Origin of the sequence: Williamsia sp., from assembly GCF_016462415.1 — a bacterium.
Taxonomy (GTDB): Bacteria; Actinomycetota; Actinomycetes; order Mycobacteriales; family Mycobacteriaceae; genus Williamsia_A.
In genome coordinates this window covers 1-26533 of record NZ_JAEMTF010000030.1, presented here as the reverse complement: position 1 = coordinate 26533, position 26533 = coordinate 1, and the positions used below count along the sequence as shown (strand labels likewise).

Annotated in this window: 11 protein-coding genes and 1 pseudogene; 4 read left to right on the top strand and 8 right to left on the bottom strand. The window is 60.9% G+C overall.

What is annotated here, in order from left to right; translation table 11 throughout:
* Positions 1 to 2: 2 nt before the first annotated feature.
* The 7 genes from JHC79_RS09760 to JHC79_RS09730 all read right to left on the bottom strand — a co-directional run bounded on the left by JHC79_RS09760 (position 3) and on the right by JHC79_RS09730 (position 17246).
* Complete coding sequence (locus JHC79_RS09760) at positions 3 to 953, bottom strand: restriction endonuclease (protein WP_296390094.1); 951 nt, start codon at positions 951 to 953, stop codon at positions 3 to 5.
* On the bottom strand, positions 950 to 5902 hold the full coding sequence (locus JHC79_RS09755; RefSeq protein WP_296390092.1) for a DEAD/DEAH box helicase: 4953 nt from the start codon (positions 5900 to 5902) through the stop codon (positions 950 to 952). The genes JHC79_RS09760 and JHC79_RS09755 overlap by 4 nt, the downstream gene beginning before the upstream one ends.
* A gap of 528 nt (positions 5903 to 6430) precedes the next feature.
* The gene (locus JHC79_RS09750) at positions 6431 to 11347 is read right to left on the bottom strand and encodes a DEAD/DEAH box helicase (RefSeq protein ID WP_296390089.1); all 4917 of its coding nucleotides are present in this window, start codon (positions 11345 to 11347) and stop codon (positions 6431 to 6433) included.
* A 151-nt stretch (positions 11348 to 11498) separates the two neighbouring features.
* Entirely contained in the window at positions 11499 to 13001 is a 1503-nt protein-coding gene (locus tag JHC79_RS09745) for an AAA family ATPase (protein WP_296390086.1), read from the bottom strand.
* Between the two features lie 10 nt (positions 13002 to 13011).
* Positions 13012 to 15552, bottom strand: a complete 2541-nt coding sequence (locus JHC79_RS09740) for a hypothetical protein (protein ID WP_296390084.1) — start codon at positions 15550 to 15552, stop codon at positions 13012 to 13014.
* Between the two features lie 349 nt (positions 15553 to 15901).
* A complete protein-coding gene (locus tag JHC79_RS09735) occupies positions 15902 to 17032 on the bottom strand; it encodes a hypothetical protein (RefSeq protein WP_296390082.1) in 1131 nt (376 codons plus the stop codon).
* A gap of 10 nt (positions 17033 to 17042) precedes the next feature.
* Entirely contained in the window at positions 17043 to 17246 is a 204-nt protein-coding gene (locus JHC79_RS09730; RefSeq protein WP_296390080.1) for a hypothetical protein, read from the bottom strand.
* Between the two features lie 95 nt (positions 17247 to 17341).
* Between JHC79_RS09730 and JHC79_RS09725 the strand changes: the two genes are divergently transcribed.
* From JHC79_RS09725 to JHC79_RS09715, 4 genes and pseudogenes are all read left to right on the top strand, one after another.
* The gene (locus JHC79_RS09725; protein WP_296390078.1) at positions 17342 to 18538 is read left to right on the top strand and encodes a helix-turn-helix transcriptional regulator; all 1197 of its coding nucleotides are present in this window, start codon (positions 17342 to 17344) and stop codon (positions 18536 to 18538) included.
* 558 nt (positions 18539 to 19096) lie between these two features.
* Positions 19097 to 24607: a DUF3320 domain-containing protein gene (locus JHC79_RS09720; protein WP_296390076.1), complete on the top strand. Its 5511-nt coding sequence runs from the start codon at positions 19097 to 19099 to the stop codon at positions 24605 to 24607.
* A gap of 112 nt (positions 24608 to 24719) precedes the next feature.
* Positions 24720 to 24821 (top strand): annotated as a pseudogene (locus tag JHC79_RS23810) (DUF2510 domain-containing protein); the annotation flags it as partial.
* Between the two features lie 81 nt (positions 24822 to 24902).
* The gene (locus JHC79_RS09715; RefSeq protein WP_296390074.1) at positions 24903 to 25856 is read left to right on the top strand and encodes a hypothetical protein; all 954 of its coding nucleotides are present in this window, start codon (positions 24903 to 24905) and stop codon (positions 25854 to 25856) included.
* 98 nt (positions 25857 to 25954) lie between these two features.
* Here the strand turns inward: JHC79_RS09715 and JHC79_RS09710 are convergent.
* Positions 25955 to 26533 (bottom strand): DUF3427 domain-containing protein (locus JHC79_RS09710; protein WP_296390072.1); only part of this gene is annotated, 579 nt, incomplete at its 5' end.

Below are 26533 nucleotides of genomic sequence, written 5' to 3'. Positions count from 1 at the left end.
GGTTAGATGGTGTCGAAGTAGTCGTTGTCGACGCGATAAAGAGTGGCAGTCTGTTCAATCTGGACGCCCACGCCGTAGTGAACGAGAAGTCCGGCGAGACGATGTCCGTCGATGAGTTCGATGCGGGCATTGATTCGCTCGGCCTCCTCGCCTGCACCGGTGGTGAATCGTGAGGTGGTGATGAAAACACCACGGTCGCCTTGCTTTCCGAGGAGTGCTCCAGCAAATTCGTGTATGCGCGGGCGGTCGACGGGCCGGTCCTCCGCGTAGCGTTTGGCCTGGATATAGATGCGGTCCAGGCCCAATGGGTCTTGACTGATGATCCCGTCGATCCCGGCGTCGCCAGAGGCACTGGTTCGTTGCACGGACCCGGATTCGCCGTAGCCCATGTCGGAGAGCAGTTGAACGACGAGATCTTCGAATGCAGTGGGCGATACACGCAGTGCCTCGGCTAGGACCTCAGCCTCGACCGCGGCACGGTTCACATCCACCGCACGCTGCATCAAATCGTTAGGCGTCTCTGCCGTCGTCGCACTGCTGGCCGCGACTGTGCTTACCGCGGATGCGGAACCCTGCTGTATGCCCTGTCCAGGGCCGCCAGGAGTACGAGTGCGTTCACGAAACGCACGGAACGCCTCGAACTGTTCGAGGACCTTGACGTCGACACGGTCGGGATTCGCGGCAAGGACGCCGCGGCCTTCGTCCGTAATCAGCACCTGTCCACGAACCGGTCGCTCGACCAAACCGGCCTGGGCCAGGTAGGTCAGTGCCCACCCGACTCTGCCGTCGAAGACTCGTTGTCGGCCGCTGGCAAGACGTTCTTCGCGTTCTTCGAGGGACAGGTCAAACACGGTAGCCATGGCGTCTTTGACCTCGCGAGATCGACGCACGGCTCCGTCGGATAGCAACTCCAGCACTGGTCGCATGAGCGTCTGGTAGTCGGGGATCGTCATAGGTCCAGACCGTCCACGACGCGCATGGTCTCGATGGCCACGGTGGTGACCTTCTTGATCAGCTCGACGATGTAGGTGGGGTCGTCGTACTCGTCGCACCACAAGTTCGGGTCGTTGACGATGCCCGATGCCTTGTCGGTCTTCACTTGGTAACGGTCGATGATCCAGGCCAGCGCCGAGCGTGACCCGAGAATGTACTCCTCGGTCTCGGACGGAATGCCGCTGATGGTCACCTTTGGGTTATAGATGATCGCTGTGTGGTCATCCTTGCTGCGCCACTTCATCTTCTGCACCCGCCACGTCTCACGATCGGCCAAATCTGCGCCGGGCTTGAGTTGCACGTCGAGAGGATATGGGTCTGCGTCCTCGTACAGCATGTGAAGTTGCCCGAGCCGTTCACCGGCCTCGGCGAGCTGGGTGAATCGATCCAGCGAATCGGGTGTCGGGATATGCGGCAACATCTTCTTCAGATCAGACTCGTAAGTCTGCCGGTAGCTGGGGACGTGGAGCTGCCCGTACACCGACCAGAAGATGCGGTCCTTCGTCACCGAGTCTCCCAAGGCGGCTTGGTAGGTGGTGAGTATGTCGTCAGTGACGTTGTCTAGCTTGCGGTAACCGTACTCATCGACATTGGAGTCATGGCCGTTGGAGTTGAAGTCCAGTCCGCCATCGACGCCAACGATGCGCTCATACGTAAAACGTGAGAAGAACTGAGTGGTGTAGGTGAACAGTGCGACGTCGGGCATTGTGTGGCAGGCCAGTACTGCGAAATTGGCCGCTGGCCGCGGACTCATTACAACAAAGCCGTAGTTGCGATGGTGGGGTGTTGGAAACATCGACGGCATCTGCCCGCGCTCGTGGTTGAGATGCCGGTCGAAGTAGACGTGCTGGCTGCAGAATGGCCGGTAGCTGGACATGCGAACGTTGCCGTCGTGGAGTGTTATGTCTCGCTGATGCGTTAGATGGGTTCGCAGACTGCGTGACCATTTGATGTGGTCGCCAGCGGCGGCTTCGGGATGTTCGGCGAGGTAGCGGGTGACGTCGGCCTCTGCTGGCCGCATGATGGCATTGACGGCACAGTAGGCGGCGAATGGCTTGAGCTGCTGGTTGTAGTTGTCGATCAGCCAGCTAATGGTCTCGTTGAGTGCATCGCGGGAATAGCTGTATACCCATGCGTCCCTGCCTGTTTCATTGCCGCGAGAGAAGACTCGAAAGATCGCGCGGGCAGATTGTGCTCGATTTCCAATCGCGGGCCAAGAACCGAATGCGTCATCGCGCTGACCGATCCAGTCCCCGTGCGTGTTTGGCTTGATGGCACGCCATTCGGTGTTGTCTATGGTGCTGGCTTCGACGATGCGGAGTTTTTCATCACGGTCGAGGTAGTCGCCGATGTCGCGGTAGCGGATCTGCACAGGGCCGGTGTGTGATGGGTCTCTGACCCCGATGAAGATCGTGATAGTGGATCGGCTTCCGGAACCGAATACTTTGCCGCCTTCCTTGCGCGACAGCTCGCCGGCGGTGCGCTGGTTGCCGCGGAGGTTATAGATCCACAGGTGCGCGAACTCGTCGGCGAAACTCAGGCGGACGCCATCGGCAGTGTTGCCGTCGATCCAGCCCCCGTTGGAGACGAATGCGACGATGCCGTGGTCGCCGACTCTGTCAGTAGCCCAGCGGTAGGCGCGGTAGTAGGAGTCGTAGAGGCTGTTTTTGTTGGTGCCCGTCGAGCGGCCGGCGTAAGTGGCACCGATGCGGGCGTCGAGCGTGGGGTAGGTCATGTTGGCGTTGTTGTCGTTGGCGCTGTCCTGGCCGACCGAATAGGGCGGGTTACCGACGATGACGTTGATCGGTGCGTCGAGCTGTTTCATGATGCGATCGTTGTTCTGCGGGAACATGATCGAGTCCATCGTGTCGCCGTCTTCGGTGATCTGGAAGGTATCAGCGAGCACGATGCCCTCGAACGGTTCGTACGAGCCTTTCTCGCCGTCAGGAGTCGTCAAGGCGTGGAATGTGGTCTCCACGTTGACGGCCGCGATGTAGTAGGCGAGCAACATTATTTCGTTGGCGTGCAACTCTTCTCGATATTTTCGCGCCAGGTCCTCGGGAAGGATCAACCCCGACTGCAGCAACCGGGTGAGGAAGGTGCCGGTACCAGTGAACGGGTCGAGGATGTGGACGCCCTCGTCGGTCAGCCCCTTGCCGAAGTGTTCGCGGGAGACGTGGTCAGCAGCGCGAAGGATGAAGTCCACGATTTCGACGGGGGTGTAGACGATGCCGAGGGCGTCGGATTGCTTCTTGAACGCAACGCGGAAGAAGCGTTCGTAGAGTTCGGCGATGACTTGTTGTTTGCCCTCGGCGCTAGTGACCTCGGACGCCCGGACTTGCACCGAGGCGTAGAACTTGTCGAGGCTAGAGGTCTCGGATTCGAGGTTGGCATCGCCCAGGGCGTCGACCATCTGCTGCATGACGATGGAGACGGGGTTGTGCGCGGCGAAGTCGTGGCCGGCGAACAGCGCGTCGAACACCGGTTTGGTGATCAGGTGTTGGCTGAGCATGCTGATTGCGTCGTCGCGGCTGATGGAGTCGTTGAGGTTGTCGCGCAGCCCTGTCAGGAACTTGTCGAACTGCTCGGTCACCTCGGGTGAGGCGCCGTTGAGCAGGACGTTGATGCGGGCGATCTGGGCGGCGGCGATGTCGGCGACGTCGGCGGCCCATTGTTCCCAGTAGACGCGGGTGCCGACCTTGTCGACGATGCGGGCGTAGATCGCTTCCTGCCACTCCGAGAGCGCGAACAGCGCCATCTGCGACGCCATCCCACCGTTGCGGTCACCGGCCTTTGAGGTGTCTTCGGCGGTTTTCGTGGTGGGTTGGCTATCGCCGATGGTCTCGTCGGGGTCGGTGGTGGGGCCGATGTGTCCACCGAGGAGTCGGTCGTTGCCCTTGCCCTTCTTCAGTTCCTTGGTAGTGGCGTTGAGGGCTATGGAGTTGACCATCGCGTTGAACCGGTCATCGTGGGCGCGCAGCGCGTTGAGGACCTGCCACACCACTTTGAACCGGCGGTTGTCCGACAGGGCCTGTGATGGGCTCACACCGGCGGGGACGGCGACGGGCAGGATGATGTAGCCGTAGTCCTTGCCCGGCGAGAGGCGCATGACGCGGCCGACGGACTGCACGACATCGACCACGGAGTTGCGTGGCTGCAGGAACAGCACCGCATCCAGCGCAGGAACATCGACACCCTCGGACAGGCAGCGGGCATTGGACAGGATGCGGCACTCACCCTCGGGGATGGGTGCTTTGAGCCAGGAGAGTTGTTCGTTACGGCGCAGCGCGTTGAAGGTGCCGTCGACGTGGTGCACCGAGACGGTGAGGTCGCGGTTAGTAGAATCGACCTGTTCGCCGTCATTTTCGGACTCGGTGAGCAGATCCCGGTAGGCGTCGACCACGGCGGGGAAGACTTCGGCGACCTGTTTGGATGCGGCGATGTCTTTGGCGAAGGCCACCGCGCGTTTCATCGGGGGTGCCCCGAGGTCGAACCCATCCCCATCGGGGGAGCGTCCGGCCCGTTTGGCCAAACCGTTCCAACAGCCCACGATTTTTGAGGCGTCGTCGAGTTGGAGCTCGGCGTAGTCGCCGGCGAGCTGTTTCTGCATCGGGGCGGCGACGAGGTCCTCGTCGACGGTCAGAACGATGACCTTGTAGTCGGTGAGCAGACCGCGTTCCACGGCGTCACCAAACGACAGGCGGTGGAATTCGGGGCCATAGATGTCGATGTCGTCCATCGACGTGAGCTCAGCCGAGTGATCGGCGGCTTTCTCCTTGACTGTGTCATCGAAAATTCGGGGTGTGGCAGTCATGTAGAGGCGGCGTGCGGCTTTGAGGAACTCCTGGTCGTGGACCTTCACAAAGTTCGACTCATCACCGCCGGCGACAGTGACTCCGGTGGTGCGGTGCGCCTCATCGCAGATCACCAGATCGAATGGATCAACGCCCTCGCCTTGGGCGGCCGCCACCGCTGGCAATGACTGGTAGGTGGTGAAAACGACCGTCAAACCCTTGGACCGCTTGCGGTGTGCCATGTGTGCGGCGAGTGTCGGCCCATCGGTGGTCACCGGGATCGCGACATCAACCGTGCTGTAGTCCTCGGCCGAGCGCGACACTTTCGAGTCGGAACAGACCGCGAATGCTCGTAGGTCGAGCTTCGTCTGCGCGGTCCACTCGCGCAACGTTTGGGAGAGCAGCGAGATCGACGGGACCGCGAACAAGATGCGGGCACTGCCACCGTTGTCGATCGCGGTACGTTCAGCGATCTTCAACGCGGTGAACGTCTTTCCCGTACCGCAGGCCATGATCAGCTTGCCGCGCTCGTTTCCGGCGGCATACCCGTCGAAGACGGCGTCGATCGCGCCCTGCTGGTGCGGTCGGGGTTCATGCCGAGTCGCTTCGCTGAGTTCGACCGTCAGCTCGCCCTGCGGCCAGGCAATGTCCCAGTCGATCGGTGACTCCGCGATATCGGCGAGGCTGATCCGTTGGACGGCAATGGACTGGTTGTTGATCGCATCTTCGGCGTTGGGTCCCCACCTGTCGGTCGTGGAGATGATCACTCGGTTGGTGAACGCGCGCGTCTGATCCTCGATTGGGAACGTCTTGCCCGACTCAGTGAAGAACGAGTCGAGGTCTTCTTTCCGCAGAGTCGTGGTCGGCTCGTAGAACTTGCACTGGATCGCGGTGTAGTTGCCGGTGTCGCGTTCACGGGCCACCAGGTCGATGCCGTTATCGGCTCTGCCCTGCCGATCGGGCCAGTCCATCCACCGCCACACTTGCTCATACTGCTGAGACAACAGCGGGTCGAGCTCGAAGTAGCGGACCATCAACTCCTCGAACTTGGTCCCCCGCTCCGAGTTAGTCGGCTGCTTACGGAACGCCTCGATGACCTCATGAACGCTTGCCACGAACTACCGACACCCACCTCTTGTCTAGGAGACTACGAAACAATTATGCCGTGGATCGCTGGTCAGGTCGGCCACTTCAGCACCTTAATGGGCTACTTCGTCTGGCGTGATGAGCGCGCTCGCGTCCTCGAGGATGCTTTGCCACATCGCACCACAGAGCCTCCTCGGTCCAGACGTACCTGCGCTGGCACAGGGGACAACGAGCTGCTGTGGGCGGAAGCCCTCTTGCGGCGTACGAAACAGGGGTGTCCACCTGAGCTCCATTCAAGTGACGCGACCCGGCAACCGTCGCCCCCTTCACTGCCGACCGTCCGCTCGACTCGTACAACATGCCGACCGCCGCGCGCGAGGTTGAGCGACTGGGTAACTGCTCGAACGGATCCACTCTGATTGCGGCCGGCATAACCATTTGGGGACTCACGGCATGTCGCCGCGACGCGGTCTTGACCGATAGAAATGGGCGTTGCGCCCTCGCCGATTCGACTAGGTCGACCGCGAAGCGGCCGTGGGAACCTGCGGTGAGCCGAGTCATCTATCGAGATCCGTGACGATCTTCATTGTTTCAACTGAAACAGTAGTGACCCTCTTGATCAGTTCGACGATGTAGGTCGGGTCGTTATGCTCGTCGCACCAAAGATTCGGGTCGTTGACATTGCCCGACGCCTTGTCGGTCTTCACCTGGTAGCGGTCGATGATCCAGGCGAGAGCTGACCGTGCGCCGAGCATGTATTCCTCGGCCTCGGCCGGGATGCCGGCGACGGTGACCTTCGGGTTGTAGACGATCGCGGTGTGGTCGGTTTTGCTGCGCCACTTCATCTTCTGGACCCGCCACGTCTCGTGGTTGTCAGGGTCGGCGCCGGGCTTGAACTGTACATCGAGCGGGTACGGATCGACGTCCTCGTACTGCATATGGAGATCACCGAGTCGCTTGCCGGCTTTCGAAAGCTGGGTAAAGCGGCCCAGAGAATCGGGAGTCGGTATGTGCGGCAACATCTTCTTCAGATCGGCAGCATATGTCTCGCGATAGCTCGGGACATGTAGCTGCCCATACACCGACCAGAAGATCTGATCCTTGGTGACGGAGTCGCCCAGCGCTGCTCGGTAGATGGCGAGGATCTCGTCGGTGATGTTGTCGATACGCCGGTAGCCATATTCGTCGTCGCCAGAATCCTCGCCAGCTGAGCCGAAGTCGAGTTCATCGTCGGCAATAGCGGCAACCTGCTTATAGGTGAACCGAGGAAAAAACTGGCCATTCTGCCCGGCCCCCAACATCTGGACGTCCGGGAGCGATCCAGTCGCTTGCAGCGAGAAGTCGGCCGTCGCACCTACCCCAATCGCGTAGAAGCCGTAGTTGCGGTGATGCGGTGTCGGGAACATCGACGGGAGCTGAGATCGCTCGTGGTTGAGGAACTTATCGAAGTAGCTCCACGAAGCGGAGAACGGCCGGTATGCGGCCGACCGGATTCCATTAGAGTCGAATGCGATTCGAGTTCGGCGGGCGAGATGGGTTCGCAGGCTACGAGACCACTTGATTCGGTCGGGTGCTGATGCGGTCGGATTCGCGGCGAGGTACGCGGTAACGTCGGCTTCGGTGGGTTTGGTGATCCCTGTCGACGAGCAGTGCGCGGCGAACGGTTCGTGGAGGGCGTTGAAGTTGTCGATCATCGCTGCGACTTTCGCAGCGACCGTGGCTCGAGAGTAGTTATACACCCAGGCGTCGCGGTTAGTTTGCAGTCCAGCCGAGAATCGTGAGAACACCGCATCGCGCGGATTATCTCGGTCGCCAATCACCGGCCAAGTGCCGAAAGCATCATCACGTTGACTGGTCCAGTCGCCCTGGGTGTTCGGCACTATGGTCTGCCAATCGACGGTGGGCACAGTGCCGGCCCCGACGAGGCGGAGTTTCTGGTCGCGGTCGAGGTAGTCGCCAATGTCGCGGTAGTGGATCTGCACGGGCCCGGTGTGCGTGGGGTCTTTGACCCCGATGAAGATGGCAATGGTTGCCTGCGATCCAGCGCCGAAGATCTGACCGCCCTCCTCTTTCCAGTTCGGCTTTCGCATGTTGCCCCGCAGGTTGTAGATCCAGAGACGGGCATATTCGTCTGCGAAGGTGAGCCGGACGCCGTCGGCGGTGTTGGCTTCAATCCAGCCACCGTTCGAGACAAATGCGACGATGCCGGAACCGCCGACGCGGTCGGTGGCCCAGCGGTAGGCGCGGTAGTAGGAGTCGTAGAGGCCGTTTTTGTTGGTGCCTGTCGATCGGCCGGCGTAGGTCTTGCCAATCCTGGCGTCAAGCGTTGGGTACTTGAGGTTGGCATTGTTGTCGTTGGCGCTGCTCTGTCCCTTCGAGTAGGGCGGGTTACCGACGATGACGTTGATGGGTACTTCGAGCTGTTTGACGATGCGATCGTTGTTTTGCGGGAACATGATCTCGTCCATGGTGTCGCCAGCTTCGGTGATCTGGAAGGTATCGGCAAGCGCGATGCCCTTGAACGGTTCGTATGCTCCCTCCTCACCGTCGGCGGTGGTGAGCGCATGAAAAGTGGTCTCCACGTTGACTGCCGCAATGTAGTAGGCAAGCAGCATGATCTCGTTGGCGTGCAGCTCTTCTCGATACTTGCGCGCCAGATCGTCGGGCAAGATCAGCCCGGACTGCAGCAGGCGGGTGAGGAAGGTGCCGGTGCCGGTGAACGGGTCCAGGATGTGCACGCCCTCGTCGGTGAGCCCCTTGCCGAGGTGTTCCTTCGAGACGTGGTCGGCTGCGCGGAGGATGAAGTCGACAATCTCGACGGGGGTGTAAACGATGCCCAGCGCGTCGGACTGCTTCTTGAACGCGACGCGGAAGAACCGTTCGTAGAGTTCGGCGATCACCTGCTGCTTACCCTCGGCGCTGGTGACCTCCGAAGCCCGCACCCGCACCGAGGCGTAGAACGAGTCGAGGCTCGCGGTCTCGGATTCGAGATTGGCGTCGCCGAGAACGTCGACCATCTGCTGCATGACGATCGAGACGGGGTTGTGCGCGGCAAAGTCGTGGCCGCCGAACAGGGCATCGAACACTGGTTTGGTGATGAGGTGTTGGCTGAGCATGCTGATCGCGTCGTCGCGGCTGATGGAGTCGTTGAGGTTGTCGCGCAACCCTTTCAGGAACTTCTCGAACTGAGCGGCAACCTCCTCCGACGCGCCGTCGAGTAGCGCGTTGATGCGCGCGATCTGTGCGGAGGCGATGTCCGCGACATCGGCCGCCCACTGTTCCCAGTAGACCCGGGTGCCGACCTTGTCGACGATGCGCGCGTAGATGGCCTCCTGCCACTCGCTGAGTGCGAACAGCGCCATCTGCGCGGCTGTGTCGCGGCCGGTGTTCTTCGTTCCCGTATCTTCGCCCTTGTTGCCGTCGTTGATCGTCTCCGCTTCCTCAGCGGTAGGACCGATGTGCCCGCCAAGTAGACGGTCGTTGCCTTTGCCCTTCTTCGCTTCTTCGGTCGCGGAGTTCAGGGCGATGGAGTTGACCATCGCGTTGAAGCGATCGTCGTGTGCGCGCAGTGCGTTGAGGACTTGCCACACCACTTTGAACCGTCGGTTGTCGCCGAGGGCCTGCGACGGGCTGACACCAGACGGAACGGCGACCGGCAGAATGATGTAGCCGTAGTCCTTGCCCTCCGAGAGCCGCATCACGCGGCCCACCGACTGGACCACGTCGACCACCGAGTTGCGGGGGTGCAGGAACAGCACGGCGTCGAGGGCCGGCACGTCGACACCTTCGGACAGGCACCGCGCGTTGGACAAGATGCGGCATTCTCCCTCGGGGAACGGCGCTTTGAGCCACTGCAATTCGCGGTTGCGCTGCAGTGCGTTGTAGGTGCCGTCGACGTGGTGGACCTCGCAGTGTAGGTCGCGGTTCGCCGAACCGTCGTTCTCGCCGTCGTTCTCGGCGTCCTCGAGCAGGTCACGGTAGGCGTCGACCACCGCGGGGAACACCTCGGCCACCTGCTTGGAGGCCTTGATGTCTTTGGCGAACGCGACCGCGCGGCGCATCGGCGGCTCCCCCAGGGCGAAACCGTGCCCCTCCGGACTGGTTCCGGCCCGCTTGGCCAGTCCGTTCCAACACCCGACGATGCGGGAGGCGTCATCGAGTTGCAGCTCGGCGAAGTCGCCGGCTAGCTGGTTCTGCATCGGCGCGGCGATCAACGACTCGTCCACGGTGAGGACGATGACCTTGTAGTCGGTGAGCAGCCCACGCTCGACGGCGTCACCGAACGACAGGCGATGGAACTCGGGGCCGTAGATCTCGACGTCGTCCATCGAGGTCAGCTCCGCGGAGTGTTCCTCGGCCTTCTCCCGCATCGCCTCGGCGAAGATCCTCGGTGTCGCGGTCATGTACAGCCGGCGAGTGGCGGCGAGGAAGTCGTTGTCGTGGACCTTCACGAAGTTCGACTCGTCGACCCCGGCGACGGTGACACCGGTAGTGCGGTGCGCCTCGTCGCAGATCACCAGGTCGAACGGGTCGACACCGCGGGTCTGCGCGTCGGCTACCGCCGGCAGCGACTGGTAGGTGGTGAACACCACCGTGAGGCCCTTCGACCGTTTGCGGTGGGCCATGTGTGCGGCCAGGGTGGGCCCGTCGGTGGTGACCGGGATGGCGACGTCGACAACGCTGATGTCCTCCGCTGCGCGGGACACCTTCGTGTCCGAACAGACCGCGAACGCGCGTATGTCGATCCCGGTCTGCCCGGTCCACTCCCGAAGAGTCTGGCTTAACAGCGAGATCGACGGCACGGCGAACAGGATGCGCGCCGAGCCGCCGTTCTCGCGAGCGGCGCGCTCGGCTATCTTCAACGCGGTGAACGTCTTTCCGGTACCGCACGCCATGATGAGCTTGCCGCGATCGTTTCCTGCCTCGTATCCGGCGAACACCGCGTCGATGGCCTGCTGCTGATGGGGACGGGGTTGGTGCTTGACCGCGGGCGCCAACTCGATGCGGAGGTCACCCTGCGGCCAGGCGATGTCCCAGTCGATCGGAGAATCGGCGATGTCGGCGAGACCGAGGCGCTGCACCGGGATCTGCTGGCCCTCGATCGCGTCTTCGGCGTTACGGCCCCACCTGTCGGTGGTGGAGATGATTATCCGATTGCGAAACGGCTCTCGACCCGACGCGGTGAAGAACGAGTCGATGTCTTCCTTGCGCAGGGTGTGTGTCGGCTCGTAGAACTTGCACTGGATCGCCGTCATGTCGCCGGTCTCGCGGTCTCGCGCGATCAGATCGATACCGGTATCCGGCCTACCTTCGCGACCCGGCCAATCCATCCAGCGCCATACGGCGTCGTACTGCTGGTTCATCGTCGGATCGAGTTCAAAGAACCGGACCATCAGTTCCTCGAACTTCGTTCCCCGCCCGGAATTGGTGCGCTCGTCCCGAAACGCCTCGATAACTTCGTGCACACCCGCCACGACTATTGACACCACCTTGTTTTAATGTTCGTCTGAGCCAGCGTTATTGCGACCGGCGAGTATTGAATGATGTCCGACTCTATGTCGCAGGTGGGACGTCTGAGCGCAATCTCGAGCGCGCGCCGCCGGTCCACGGTCGTGTGCGTAAGCCTCACGTGTTCTCCGGCACCGTCAACGTGCCTGTAGCGAAGGTAGCGAGAATGCGTTGATGCGTTTGGCGGGGGAGATTTCGGTTCCCGGGCTCGCCGAACGGTGTCCCGGGCCGGGCTGGCGCGTCGCCCAGCAGCTGAGTTAGGCCCGGCCTCGTCAGCATCAGGAGACCGTGGGTTGCGCGAGTGCACGTCACAGCGAGTCGTCCGAACGCTGAGTTGAACTCGTTGAGGTCGGTGGCGCCGTTCAGAGGGTGGATCGCGACGGTGATGCCGTTGGTCTGGCCCTGCCAGGAGTCGACGGTCGAAGCCACCACTTCCGTCGGCGCCAAGCCGAACTTCTTGCGTAGTCGCTCAGCGATGTCCTCGGCGTCGTCGACAGCTTGGTTTCTCGTTGCCAGTATCGCGATCAGGGGATCGCCGGCCGGCTTGCCTGGTGCGGTCTCGACGGTCTTCCCGTTTGGGGAACCGGCCGAGTCGTAATCGGCCCGCTGTAGTAAAAATTTGCTCGCCAGGAGACGTTCAAGCAGTTCCTCGACGACGCCGATCAGGGGCAGATCGATGTCAGCTGCCTCGGCGATAGGCAACCCTTCGACTTCGACGAGTGTTGGTACCCCCGTGCCAACTTGCTTCCAGATGGTCTGGGCATCGCCGTTGAGACCCTCCGCAAGGAGTTTCCTGTCGCCGGGGGCTGCCACGCAATTGAGGTGGTCCCACTCGGGGTAGAAGGCTCGCCATAGATCGAGTTGACCGGCAGTGGGCCGCCATACAGCGGGGAGCTCCCTCGACCAGGTGTCTTTGTCATTGTCGAAGTCGGTCGGCCACGCGCGGTACGGGTTGAAGCCGGGGTCGCCCCGCCACGGGTTGTCGCCGACCTCGAGCGGCGGCAACTGGCCGACGTCACCGACGCCGACAGTGATGGGTGCGGCTTTGGCCACCTTGTCGAACAGATGGTGCGGCAGCTGCCACGCTTCGTCGACGAACAGAACGTCAAAAGCGGAACTGCCGTTCTGACCGGCTCCGAACGCCTTCACCTGGCGGGCGAGTTCACCGATCGCTCCGAGCTTGTGGCTCGTCGAAATGATCACGTCGCACGTATGAGGGATGCCAGACGTCGACGTGGCTACCTCGGCGTAGCGATGCGCCTCCTCGGGCACGTCACCCCAGCGGTCTTTGGAGACGAACAAGCACACCTTGTTCTTGCCGAGTTTCTTGCCAAGCGCGATGGCCAACGGATGAATCTGCTTGTTGGTGAACGCGACGACAACCACCCGTGAACAGTCAGGGTGGGCAACCGCGTTCGCAACTAGCTCCTGCAGAGCGAAGGACTTTCCGGCACCTGCGGCTGCCTTCAACAGGATTCGTTTAACGTCTGCCGTCCCTGTGAGAGCGTCGCGTAGCACGCCGACGGCCTCCTTTGATACTGCGGCGTTGCTTGCTGCGGCCTGCGCATGGTGGACGCGATCGTCGGATCCGCTGATCGCAGTCGGGGGGGTGAACCTCACTGCCACTGTGTCAATCCAAATCGTCGATGGTGATCGAGTCGGGCGCGGTCGTTGCCGGCTCAGACGTTGCGTTGCCGATCGGGGCGCCCTTGGGGGCTACCTCGAATGCGTCGCCGTCGATGACAGGTGGCCAGGCTTCGGGATTCAGCTCTCCGCGGGCGCGACGTTTCGCTAGTTGGTCTGACCAGGCAGCCTCATTCACCTCATGCGATTTGCAGCACCACTGATGTGCCTGTGGCGCAGTGTCGTAACTGCTCTCGGTGCAACCTGGCGTCGGTGCCATATTTTCGTCAGCCTTCGGCCGCGCGACGGTGAGTTGAGTGTTCTTCTTCAGATCGCAGTACCAAGCGAAGTCGGCCACCACGATCCTGTCGCCGACCACCAATTCGGGCTGAGTCGCCGGAGTCCACGTGTAGTGGTTGGCGATGTCGGTCTCGCTGAGTGGGCCGATTGCGAGCCCGGTGAATTTGAAGCTTCCCTTCTGCGCGACGACTGAGACCGATGGATCCTCCACGGATGCTGCGTCGTCGTTGTGGAGCAGGACTACTCGCGATCCTTCGCCGATTCTTCGTGACCTGACCTCGAGCGTGACTGGCTCGAGGGAGATGACACGCGCAAACGCCACAAACCTGTTGCCGGCATCTGCAGCCATATCATGTGCGGTCTGCCGGTTGGACAAGGACAAGAGCTGGGTCCGGCACGTTCCATCGCTCTCGATCACCGGCACGAGATTGTTTCGCCAGTAGCGGTAGGTCCGGCCGAATCGCACCAGATCCGACGCGTGAAGGTTCAGTCTGCGTCTCCACACTTCTTGAGCGTCGCCTTCGATAGCTCGGTAGGTCTCCAAGAGCGCCGAGTCCTCAAAGCTGTGCAGCACGGTGAACGCCCGATCGAAGAAGTCCTGCTTGTACTCGAGTTCGCTCTCGACGAGGCGTTTGTAGCGATTGGGGTCGGAGCTCTTGCCCGCTTTTCCTGGTACGCGCCCGCGACCGGTCAGCGCGGTATGAATGTCGTCTGACTGCTTGCTGGTCAGCCTGGCGCCCGGTGTACTTCGGGACGATTCGATCACATCTTCAAGCTTGCGGGGGTCGGCTGGCTTCTTCGTCAGTGTTTCGGCCCACTCAACCAGGTAGTCGAGGCGGTACGACGCCACCGTCGGTCCCCCCGCGACAAGGTGCGAGGCCAAGACGGATCTCAGATCCACGACGGGAGACCGCAGGATCACGGCCCGGGCTCTGTCTTCTTCGAGCAAGAATGACACCGCGGTCCGTTCGGTGGCGCTCAGCTTCTTCGGTACCACTGCTGGCTCGCCGTTGTACGTGAGCGGTTCACGGCCGGCCTCCATGTCGCGAGCCCAACGAAGTCGGCTCAGCTCGACTCCGGCGAGGTTGTCGGCGATCGAAGCAAGGATGTCCGCAGTCGGCTTGTCAGGAACGACGATGTGGATGGGACTCGGAGCGAGAGGCTTTGCCTTCTCCTGCGCAGCCATTGCCCGTTCTATCTCGCCACCGAGAATGCGCATGATGCGTCGTCGAGTGTCGGGTGACTGCGGGTCGTCGAACACGGTCTTCGACCAGGCGGCGGCATCCCTCGCCGTTTGGCGAGAGACCGACATACCGTGGACGCCGAGTGCAGCGCTATCAGACTTGGCGATCGCCACGTAGATGTTGCCGGGTAGTCCAACGGGATCCGTGCGACGCTGGCCGGTGGTCTCGGCCACGCCGGTCAGGGTCGCCCTCACGTTTGCGTGAACTGAGGCCGGCGCCGCAGTTTCCGAACTTGGGTCATCGAGCAACGGTGCGAGGAGCGGTCGCTCGTCGGCCGCGATCCCCAGCTCGATCAGAAGGTCTGCCGGATCCGACGAGGTCCGTAGTTCGTTCCGGCAGAAGCTGAAGAGGGTGCACGTCGTGCACGACGCCGGATCGAATGTTGCTTTGAGGTGGGCGACGTAATCGTCGATTTTCGTCGAGGTCTTGAACGCAGTGCCGCTCGCTTCGGCTACCCGTTCCGCGATACGCATCCGTACCTCCTCGCGATGATCGACGAGGGCGTCGACGAGGGCTTCAGGCTGAAGAAACGCGTTACGTGGCACAGCGAGGACGCCGTGAGTGTGGACATTCATGTCAGCCGGTAGCTTCGACCAGCTCGCGGCGGCCTCAGCGCCAAGCGCGACTTGGAGAAACCCCTTCAGCAGGCGAGCATCGTCCACACGAGAGCGAACCCGTTCGTAGTCCTTCGCGTCGCCCATGATCAGCCACGATTGGCCGGCGACGGTCTGCGGCGCCACTATCGCGAAATCGGGTTTCACCTCCGACGCCTCCCGGCCTTCGAAGCCGGGGAACGGTAGCGCGACCGCGTGGATGAGAGTCGCGGCGTTTTCCGTGATCGCTCGGGCGTGTGCTGCCCCTAAGAGCTGTGCAGTCTTCGCCGAGCTGACGTTTGCATTGACTGTGACGACGCTGGTCGGGCGGGTGAGTTCCAGCCGGCCGACCGTTGTGGTCGCGACCTCGCTCGCGAAGCGCTGGTCGCGAACAAGACGCTCGAACGTCATCGCCCGCATCCATCGAGCCTCTGGAATCTTGCCGGAGTCGTCAGGGAAACCGACGTCGCGCGCGAGTGTCCGTCTAGTTCGGCCGACGACCAGAGGGTCTGTGCCACGGAAGCGTGCGCAAGCTGCGTGAGACGAGGCAGCGACAGCGCTCGATCCTCCGCCCAGCGAGGCCTGAACCAAACCGTCCCCTTTGACCGACGTTTGTGACACGTACGTGCGTACGATGACTCGACACTACTGAGCCATCCGCAAGATCGCAGGGGATCGGCGATCGGGAAGTGCGCTACTTTTCCGTCTGCTGGGATTAGCCGGCAAGCAGCTCGGCGGGAAGCTCCACGACCCGCCTCCGTCAAGGCTGAATGAACTGCTTCGCATTCAACATCGCATCGCGGATCGCCCTTGAAGGGTCGGTCCGCGCGAAAGGGGATGGGGCGTTGAGGATCTTGACGCCTGACCGCACGCAGCCAGAGTCGGCGCCGGCAACACCGGTCTTCGGCACGCCTCCGAATGTGATGATGACGCGAGGGTTCCGGATCTCGCCGAGCAACGCGTTGAGGTGGCCGAGTCCTCGCGAGATGTCGGCGTCGTTTGGGTTGTAGCGCACGGTCGGGAACGGGCACAGATTCCAAGCGACGCAGTCCGCACGTCGCAGCCCGGTTGACTGAACAGCGTTGAACATCAGCTCGGCGCCGTTGTCGTCGTTGTCCAGCGACAGGAGTCGGTTCTCGCCACGATCGATCGAAGCGTCTGCCTGCGGTGACTTTAGTAAGAAGATGATTTTAGCCTCGCAACCACCGAAGGTCGGGTCCACCAACGGCACCTGGCCCGCACATTTCTCTCGATCACCGATCGAGCGAGCGAGTTCGTTGATAGAACGGACGTGCGGGTCGTGGACACCTTCGAAGCGGATACGACGTAGCGTGTCGTCGCGCAAAGCGCGCGATAGGGCCGGAACTGCGTAGCGGGTAGAAGGAAGTTGGGTGCGGCCCAACGGGTCGTCGAAGCCGGGCCGCACGTCGACCACGAGGGCGGATTGATTTGCTGCCGGGCCCCACTGCACGCGATCGCCTATTCGCTTGTTGCGGAGAGCGATGCCGCGAGGAGAGTTCGTTGCGACCGCTTCGAAGTCGGGGTCTTCAGGTTGATCGGTGCGAACAAAGGATCTGAGAGTCGTCTCGCGACCGGGGAACTCGAGCGTGACGATGGATCCGGCCACAACCCAGTATCTCGTCGGCCCCCACTCGACGAGACGGTCCTTCGCTGCCAGAAAGTTGGCGAGGTTGGTCCGCAGATCGGCGCAATGCTTTTCCGCGTCGGCGAGATCGGATTCCAAGCGTCGTCGCTTTGGCTCGTCGCCTCGTGAACGGTTCTTGGTGAGGTTGCCGAGTCGCTCGCTCAGCGTGAGCCGAAGCTGATCTGCGTCGGCGATTGCCCGCTCGTAGAGCGATTGTTCGCGGTCGGCGCGGGCGGAAATCGTCATGGCGCGGAGGTCATCGCCGCCGGGCCAGATCGCTGCTTTGGAGCCAGGCCGACGCCATGGCACCGGCAAAGCGTCGTCCCGACCGCGCGGCGACGCGTACGTCGGCGACGAACTCACGTCCGGACTTATCGACCGCGGGATCCGAATAGACAAAGTGGGCGCGCGCTCCAAGATTCGCGATAGCGCAGAGGCGGTCGGCGTTGAGGTGGGCCATGGGTTCGATCCTTTCGAGGGGGACTCATCTACCTTAGCCCTTAACTTAGTCAGTATGCAAGCACTAAGTACGAGTTAGCCTGCTATAGTGAGGCTATGCCGTACTCAAAGGCTGCGCTCGGCGCGGCGGTCAAGGAGATTCGAGAGTCGCACAACGTGACTCAAGAGCAGTTAGGTACTCAGGCGGGATATGGCTTGGGTGCTGGTGTCGCAATTTCTCGCATCGAGTCAGGCCAGACGCGACCCAGTCGTGCTCGGCTCGTTGGCATTGCCAACGTGCTTGGTACGTCGGTCGATGCGCTGGAGGCGAAAGCTGCTAAGTCGGGTGAGCAGACGGGGACGGCAGATCCGCTTCCGAGTGAGACGTCCGTGCGCGAGCGGGCGGGAGCTATCCAGGCTGAGGTCGAGCGCAGGACATTCCTCATCGAGAGCTCGACAGACGGTTTCAACAGCGCGCACGACCGTGCGCGTGATGAATTTTTTATGCCGTTCGTCGCATTGGCCCAGCAGATTTCAGGATCCCCGCAACCCGAGCAGGAGCTGGCCAATGTTGAGGGTGCGCCATCGGCGCACTCCGTCGCAGTACAGCGACGACTCGCGGCAAACTATGGAATCAGGCATGTGCTTGCTGGGGGAGCCGGCGGAGCGGTCGCTGGCGCTGCAGCTGGTGGAGCCGCCGCGTACGGGACATTTCTAGCCGCTGTCTCTTTCGGCACGGCATCCACGGGGGTCGCTGTATCCAGCCTGTCGGGAGTCGCTGCCACCAACGCGGCCCTAGCGCTACTGGGTGGTGGAACTCTTGCCGCAGGCGGTGCCGGGATGGCCGGTGGGGCAGCTATTCTCGCGGGCGTTGTGGCGGCGCCGGCAGCTCTTCTTGCGGTTGGAGCGATGGTGTGGGTGGCTCGTCGTAGTAAGAAGCAGAACCAAGAGCGAGCTGACGCACTTAACAAGGCTCAGGCCCAGCTCGACAGCACAGCTCGCGGAGTCGATGCGCTGGCCGAACTGATCCCTGACGCAGCCGAGATCTTGAACTATGTCGCAACGCACGGTGGCCACGCGCTGAAGCGGTGGGCACGAGAGATAGGCGAACCGCCCTTCGAATGGGACACGATGACTCCGGAGCAGCAAGAACAATGGGAGCGATTCGTTGCAATCGCGGCGTGCCAGATCTCTGCTGCCGCTCTCGATGCGGAGCGGATCTTGGTGGCTGGTGGTGACGAACGTGAAGAACTGGTCACGATCGCGCAGGAAGTACTAAGTGAGACCAAGGAGTCGTTGGAAAAGCTGGTGTGAATCGCTCAGCTAGCGTGTCGTCGTGTCCCCGGCAGTCCGCCACCAACTATCGAGACACGCTGATGTACGAAATGGTTTCGCGGCGGAGCCTGTGCCGCGTTCCGGTTGACGATTGACGATTGATCGGGAGTCCACGCAGAAGCTTGGCTCGCTCATCGCTCATCGCTCATCGCTCATCGCTCATCGCTCATCGCCCAGCGTTCTGATCAGAGAGGTTTCGGCAGATGTAGGGTTGCGACGCCGCGCGCACTCCTTGAATCGCTGCAGATCAGCATCGACACGATGGAGTCGCTTGTAACGATCACGCTGCTCCGGCCTCAGACGCTTCCAGTCCTGCTGATCCATCGTCAGAAATTAACTCAACCCACGGACAGCTGTGTCGCATTTGGGTGTTCTGGCTGCTGTTGAACTCACTGCTGCCTACCCGCAGATGGGGGGCAGCGAAGGTTCACCCAGGTCGCCGATTTTCTAACGACGACGATCGTGCCATTTGAGACGGATGTCCGAATGATCTGCCATCATCGTTTGCAACGGGAAATGCCGGTCCTGCTGTAAGGGGTGGCTGCCGCAGAGGTCGACGTCGGAGAAGGACAAGATTTGCCAACAGGACTAAATGGTGACGCGCTCCCCGGCGACACGGCAGCGCCGCTGGAGCCGCGGATTCAGGCACGGCTCGATTCGACTCTTGCGAAATGGCGAGACAGCTTGCTGGCGATGGATCGTCGTCAGCGGCTGCTCTACTTCAAGCACCTGAAGGCGGGGACGCTGGAGTTTGACCATGCGTCACCACTCGAGACGCTCTCGATGCTCGCGGACACGACGGTTCCCGTTCGGCCCGCACTCACCGAGGGGCAAGCGAGACTGGCGCGTTCGCTTTACGTCAAGGACAAGCAGGACGAGCAACTGCGGCCAGCGATGCGCCGCATCGAGCAGGCCTCCGGTCAGGCGTTCGCGGATCGCGGTGTCTGGACCTTGTACCTCGGCTTGTTGATGCTTCACTGGGTCGATTCGAACGATGATGGCGCTCAGGTGGACAGTCCTGTTTTGCTCGTGCCAGTGCGTGTAGTGAAGACGGGCGCAGACTCGCCGTACGTCCTTGAACGCACCGAAGACGACATCACCGTCAATCCCGTGCTGAAGCTCAAGTTGAGCGAGTATGGAGTCGAGCTTCCGGAAGTTGATCCGGATGACGTCTCAATGCAGATGTTTGTCCTCGAGCTCGAAGAGTCGATCAATGGCCACGCGTCGTGGCGAATTGACCAGCGAATGGTCCTCGGTAACTTCACCTTCCAGAAGGAGGCGATGTACCAGGACCTACTGGCCAACTCTGCTGAGATTGCCGAACACGGCATGGTTCAGCTGCTCGCGCTGGGTCCAGAAGCGCCGTCGCACGACGATTACGGCTTCGATGAGCTGTCGCTAGACGGGCTGGACGAGGCGAAGCCACCGGAGTCCATGTTCAGCATCTTGGATGCGGACTCTAGCCAGCGTCGCTGCATCATCTCCGCCACTGATGGACGGAGCTTCGTGATGGACGGGCCCCCGGGGACCGGAAAGAGCCAGACAATCGCGAACATGATCGCCGAGCTGATGGCTGCTGGAAAGACGGTGCTTTTCGTCAGCGAGAAGGCTGCGGCGCTAGATGTCGTTCGTGACCGTTTGACGAATGCCGGGCTTAGTCACTTTCTGTTTGAGCTTCACAGCCATTCAGCTACGCGCAAAGAGGTCGCAGCTGAGCTATCCCGAACGCTTCAGAATCGGGTCAAGCCATCAAACAGCTTCAGTGATCAAGACGCTCGTTCGCTCGTTAGGGACCGGCGTCAGCTCACTGATTTTGCGAATGCGATGAACTCCGTCGACCCCAAACTCGGGTGGAGCCTCTTTGCGGTTTTGGGCCGACTGTCTGAACTGGACATCGGCGTCGACGCATCCCTGCCGAAGCATCAGCGCTGGGCGGGTCTCTCAGAGGCCGACCTTAGCGAGATCCGCGATCACGCCGAGAATCTCGGACGTTCGTGGGACGCGGTTCACCGCGGAGACGAGTATCTATGGCGCGACCTTAAGCGGGACGATGTGGACGCCTCCGAGGTGCGCGAATGTCGCCGCCTAGTGTCAAGGGCGATTGAAGGCCTCGGATTACTCCAGGATCGTCTGCACACGATCGACGAAGACCTTGGGCTCAAGCTTGATTCAAGCGCAGAGAGCTTGAATGCACGGCTTAGCCTCCTCGCGGAATTGGATCTACGAAGGCCAGGATTTCCAGTCTGGTACGACCATTCCGATCTCGAAACCATAGAAGGGAGACTCGCGCAAGGCCAGGCCGCCGTCAACGAAATTGCTCTCGAGACCGAATCGTTGCATGAGAGCGGCTACGTACGGTGGCGCGAGATTAATCCTAGTCTGAGCGCGCCACTGAGCCAGGCGCTCAACAACGACAGGATCGTCAACTCCTCTACCGCGAGGGATATGGACGGCATTGCGACTACTTTGACCGCCTTAAACGTCACTGCAGGCGAGGTGCTATCGGATGTCGCCGAACTTGTCGAGATTCTTGGTTTGTCGGACACGGATGTTTCGATGCAGCGGTCTGGGGACATCTCGCGTTTGGCGCAGCTCGCTTCGGCGCAAAACCGTCCAGAGGCATTCTGGCTCAACACTGTTGAGGTGGAAAGGGTGGTCCAGGCGGCTCGGGCGATGGATGCGGTAGTCGAACACGTCAATCGTCGTCACCAGGCACTACATACTGTGTTCACGCCGGCAGCGCTGGAATTGGATCTGCCATCGCTGGTGGTGCGTTTCCGGGAGACTCACGTTGGATTTAGAAAGTGGGGTGGTGCAGCGCGGAGAGACCGGAAGCTAATCAAGGCAGTGTCGGTGTCCGGCCGAACCGACAAATCGGTGCTCGGCCACTTAGAGGAAGCTGCGAGCTGGCAGCAGGCCGTATCCGATATGCGGCGCGCCGAGGGCACGCACGCGCGAGAGCTTGGCAGCCGCTACCAGGGAACACAGACAGAGTTCGGCGAGATTGGATCCGCGATTGGTAACGCTCGAGAAGCCCTGCGACTAGCTGGGATTGATGCCAACCCGGCAGCGCTTGCCGCGCAGCTTTCGATGCATTCAACTCCAAATCCGCGTCTGCTGCCATTGGCGCAGCGTGTTACGTTGGCAGAACAGAAGTTTGGGCGACTCTTACAGAGCCTCCCGGCAGAACTTAAGTCGCAGGTGTCAGAGAAGGCTTCGCTCGTCGCCACTCGAGGCTGGTTGACCTCAGCGGTCGACGAGACTGACCTGGTGCGGCACGTGGTCGAGGTTGTGTCGTCAATCGCGCAGCGCGACCTGACTGTTCTACAGGCAGCTGAGTTGGTCGGTCAGGCGGGAAACGTCATTCGGCTCGAGGCCGCGCAGGGTGAGTTCTGTGCGTCTGATGTGGCGAATTTTGGTGATGAACTCAGTCTTGCCACGGATTTTGAGGGTCTCAGGTACGCGATAGGTCACTCGAAGGCCGTCCAGCGGCTCTATCCCCGGGCGATAGACGCGGATGATGCCCGCCGTCTTGATCGTTGCGTGATACCTCAATCTGAGCTGGCATGCCGGCACGACGCATGGATTGTGCGCCGGGACGAGCTGTTCGCTCTCTTCCTCGATCGTCGTGTAGCTGAGCTTCGTGCCGAGTGTGATCCCGGACTCGATCAAGCTCTTGAACTGTTCGAAGAGATGGAAGAGACTGCACCGAGGGAGATCGAGATGTGGTGTGCCGCTCAGCGCGAACTGCGCTGGGCGGCCACAATTCAACTCGATTCGATACTGCTCGAGTTGAAGCGGCAGCCACGATCACAGAATGAAGTCGCGGCAGCGGTCGAGTATGTCGTCCTAGAGGCCTGGGTGGACGATAGGACGAGCCGCGACACTCGGTTGTTGGATTATCGGTCAAACAGCCGCGACGACCTCGTCGCTAGGTACCAGGACCTTGATCGAGCGCTGATCCGAAACGCCCACGCGCGGGTGATTGACCGCTGCAACTCCCGCGCGCCGAGCAGTTTGACGAGTCGAAGCGCGTCTGTGATCAAACGCGAAGGTGAGAAGAAGACTCGGCATAAGCCAGTCCGACTATTGCTCGATGAAGCTTCTGGCCTAGTGCAGCAGCTGAAGCCGTGCTTCATGATGAGTCCGCTATCGGTCTCGCAGTACCTTCCGAGGTCAGTGCGATTTGACGTCGTCATTTTTGACGAGGCATCGCAGGTGCTGCCTTCTGATGCTCTCAACTGCATCTACCGCGGCAGCCAGCTCATCGTCGCGGGCGACCAAAAGCAGCTGCCTCCCACCGACTTCTTCTCAGCCGCGGCAGACGAAGCCGATGAAGACGAAGACAACGAGGCGTCTGACTTTCAATCTGTTCTCGACCTGGCCAAGGGCGCAGGTGGGTTGAGTTCGCTACCGCTAAATTGGCATTACCGCAGCCGGCATGAAGACCTCATTGCCTACTCGAACCATCGGTTCTACGACGGTCGACTGATGACCTTTCCGGGCGCGGTGTTCGATGCGCCTGACCTCGGTGTGTCGTTGCTACCGGTAAACGGCGTCTACCGCCGCGGGACGAGCCGAGACAACCCGATCGAGGCGTCCAAAGTGGTCGAACGTCTGATCTGGTTCAGGCGACATCGCCCGAATGACTCGATTGGCGTCGTCACATTCTCAGGTGCCCAAGCAGACAGGGTGCTCCAAGAGATTGAGGCGCAGAGCGCCCAGAATCCCGTTCTTGCAGGAATTCTCACGGATCACGACCGATTGGGCGGGTTCTTCGTGAAGAGCTTGGAGAACGTTCAGGGCGACGAGCGTGACATCATTCTGTTTTCCGTCGGTTACGGGCCCGACGAGAACAGAAAGTTCACTGCCAACTTTGGTCCGCTTAATCGCGACGGGGGCTGGCGACGGCTCAACGTCGCTACCACGCGTGCGCGTAAACGAATTGAAGTTGTCTCGTCCTTTATAGCGGCTGAGATGCCCTCGACCTCCAATCCATCGATCCTGCATCTTCAGCAGTACCTCGATTTCGCCGAGAGAGGCCACGCTGCTCTGGCTTTGGAAATCCGCGAAAGCGAAGGCGAGGCTGAGAGCGTCTTCGAGGAGCAGGTTATTGCGAGAATCCGGTCGTGGGGATACACCGTCGTCCCACAGGTTGGGGTGGCTGGCTACCGCATCGATATGGCTATTCGACACCCCGAACGCCCAGGCGAGTATGCCCTCGGTATTGAGTGCGACGGGGCTGCTTACCACTCAGGTCAGACGGCTCGAGACCGAGACCGGCTGCGTCAGCAGGTCCTGGAGGGACTCGGCTGGAGGCTCCATCGCATCTGGGGGCTGAGTTGGTGGCGTGATCGAGCGCTACAAGAAGGCAGACTCAAAGCGAATATTGAGGAAGCGATTCGGTTGTCGGGTAGTCAGACGACGCGAGCGAGACAGCCTGAGTCGGTGGCGGAGGAAGTCACTTACGAGGAGGTGCTGGATGGAGCGGATTTCGATTGGACGATTGAGTACGTCGAATACGAAGGATCTCCGCTGAGAGCCCGCGACCCTAAGACGATCGAAGGCGTTCGCGATATGGCGGAATATTTTGGCAAGGTTATTCGCGCCGAGGCGCCGATCCATCGCGAGCTACTACATGAGCGTTTCAGAGAGGCGTGGGGGGTCGGACGAATTGGCGCTCAGATTCGCAAGTCTGTTGACGAAGCTCTAGCCCGTGCACACGAACGCGGCCCTGATACCGAAGGTTTCTACCGTGTCCGAGATGCAAAGACCACTTCGGTTCGTATCCCCGGAGAGCATTCAGGTGAGCGCAAAGTGAGTCTCGTGCCGCCGGAGGAGATTGAGCACACCATGCTACGTCTCGTCCAAGACGCTGTAGTGCTCGACGAAACAACTTTGGTCAAACAAACCGCCGCAGTATTTGGTTGGCAGCGGCTAGGTGCAGAAATTCGCGCTTCGCTGAGCGGCATTGTGACGCGTCTTGTTGCGAATGAGCTGTTGCTACGAGAGGGCGCCGAAGACCTCAGGCTTGTCTTCGACGAGTGAAGGAGGTTAGCGGATACCTTGACGCGCGCTTTATAGACTCATCCCGCTCGCACTCGCAAGAGTGCCACGAGTGTTCACAAGCCACTGTTCGTGTCAGGTTAGGTAGTAGCAAATGAACCAGCTAGCTGCGGGTTGGTACTTCGATCCCACGGTCGCCGGACTTCTCAGGTGGTGGGACGGCAAGAATTGGACGCAAGATACGCAATTCCCTATACCGCAAGTCCCGCCTGTTGGGCCGCGAATAGCGTCAGACGCCGGGCCCGCAGATGCAGTATCGCTGCAACGAGAGGACTCCGTGCCCCTCGCGGGCCCTCTCGAAAGCAGTGTCGAGCTGGCTAGTCCTACGCGCCCGCGGACGGTCAGAAAAATTGATGAAAACGGTAAAAGAACTACTGAAATCCTGGTCGATATCAATAGAGATGCCCTATCGAAGCGCGGCTGGGAAGTCCTCGAGATACGCGCGCGGGTCACTACTGAGTTCGACGATGGCGGAAGTCCGTTCCACGAGGTTAACTTGTTTGGTACCGCGCGATTTAACCCGTTGGGTTGGGTTGACTGCTTCCGGTTCAGTCGGGAACTCTCAGCACCGATTGTGGTGACGATCAGCTCGCGAAGTCTTTCCGAGTTCGATATCAGCCTGTTGGCATTCTTTGCGAGCGGAGAAGATCTGCTGAAACCAATCCGGTTTTCGGGGTCCAGGCCCTTCGACACTAGGTCATCGTTTGATCACGATGATGTTTTCATTACCGTTGCTTGTTTCGACGCCTACGAAGGTGGCGCCTTCCGGCTCCCAACCCAGCCGGTGAAGCTCGACGTCGAGATCGTTGATGAGACCGGGCGAAAGGGAGTCAGTTTACGAATCGACTCGGCTGACGTCCTGGCCTTCCGAGCAGTATCCGACGGAGTTGAGTACGGAAACATCAAGCTATCCGGAACCATTCTGGTAGGCAAGCTCAGTGATGTGTGGGCCATGTTCCGAGATGCGGACTGGATCCATGACGAGAAGCGGCTCGACGCTTCGGTACCGTTCTGTGTGTCAGTTCCCTCGATAGCAATCGAATTTTTTGACGAGACTGGATTCTTGGTCGGACAGGAACAGGTCCGTCTAAGCGCAGAGGTGCCTGTCGACTCCGACTGCCGACTACCTTCTAGGGTTGGGGAATGGCTTGTCGACAGCGCATTTGATCCTTCGGAATTCTCGGCGCCGCCGACGCGCGCTGTCGTGCGGATCGTGGACTTTGTCGCGTAGGTGCAGGTCAGGTATTGGTCGAACCCTGATTTGTGTGACTGAGATGAAGCGCACCGGCGATCCGCTCACCTGCCTCTGCCAAATTGCTTCGGATGAATTTAACTTGCGACAACCGATCCGCTAGCGAACGTGTCAGCAGGCATAGGCCGTCGCAGTCTCCAGGTGATGGCGATGGGCCGCTCACCTTCATGGCTCACATAGTCAACCGGGCCGAGGAACAGGAACGGGTTGGCGCCCAACGGCCCGGTGGGCCGGTCGCGAACGAACAGCAACACGGATCGCCCCGTCTCGCGCTGCTGGATGTAGCGCTGTCCTATGGGGGAGTCGACAGAAGTGTTGTTCGGTGACTCCCAGTGGAAGATGTCGCGAGAGATCGGGAAATCTCGATACATCGTTGAGGGCGTGAACTCGCCTTCGCTTTTATGGAAGTTGACGAACAGGGCGGCGATCTTGCCATCCGGACTCCACGTCACGCCTCCAGCCTGTCCCTTCGCGCTGCGCGTCAAGTCCGCGAAGCGAATGGCTGCGAGGGCCTCTTCACGGCGGTAGTGCGTATGTGTGGACAGGCCCAGGCTTTTGAACGTTCGCCCAGGAATGTGGTTGATTGTCTCGGTGGTGACAGCGAGAATCTGCGAAATCTCCTCGACAACTGCCGGATTGGCCCGAAGCCGCTGCAA

Bases quoted from the DNA above. Each gene is read 5' to 3' on its own strand.
- JHC79_RS09735 (WP_296390082.1), bottom strand. From the start codon at position 17,032: ATGACGATTTCCGCCCGCGCCGACCGCGAACAATCGCTCTACGAGCGG.
- JHC79_RS09725 (WP_296390078.1), top strand. From the start codon at position 17,342: ATGCCGTACTCAAAGGCTGCGCTCGGCGCGGCGGTCAAGGAGATTCGA.
- JHC79_RS09730 (WP_296390080.1), bottom strand. From the start codon at position 17,246: ATGGCCCACCTCAACGCCGACCGCCTCTGCGCTATCGCGAATCTTGGA.
- JHC79_RS09760 (WP_296390094.1), bottom strand. From the start codon at position 953: ATGACGATCCCCGACTACCAGACGCTCATGCGACCAGTGCTGGAGTTG.
- JHC79_RS09740 (WP_296390084.1), bottom strand. From the start codon at position 15,552: ATGACGTTCGAGCGTCTTGTTCGCGACCAGCGCTTCGCGAGCGAGGTC.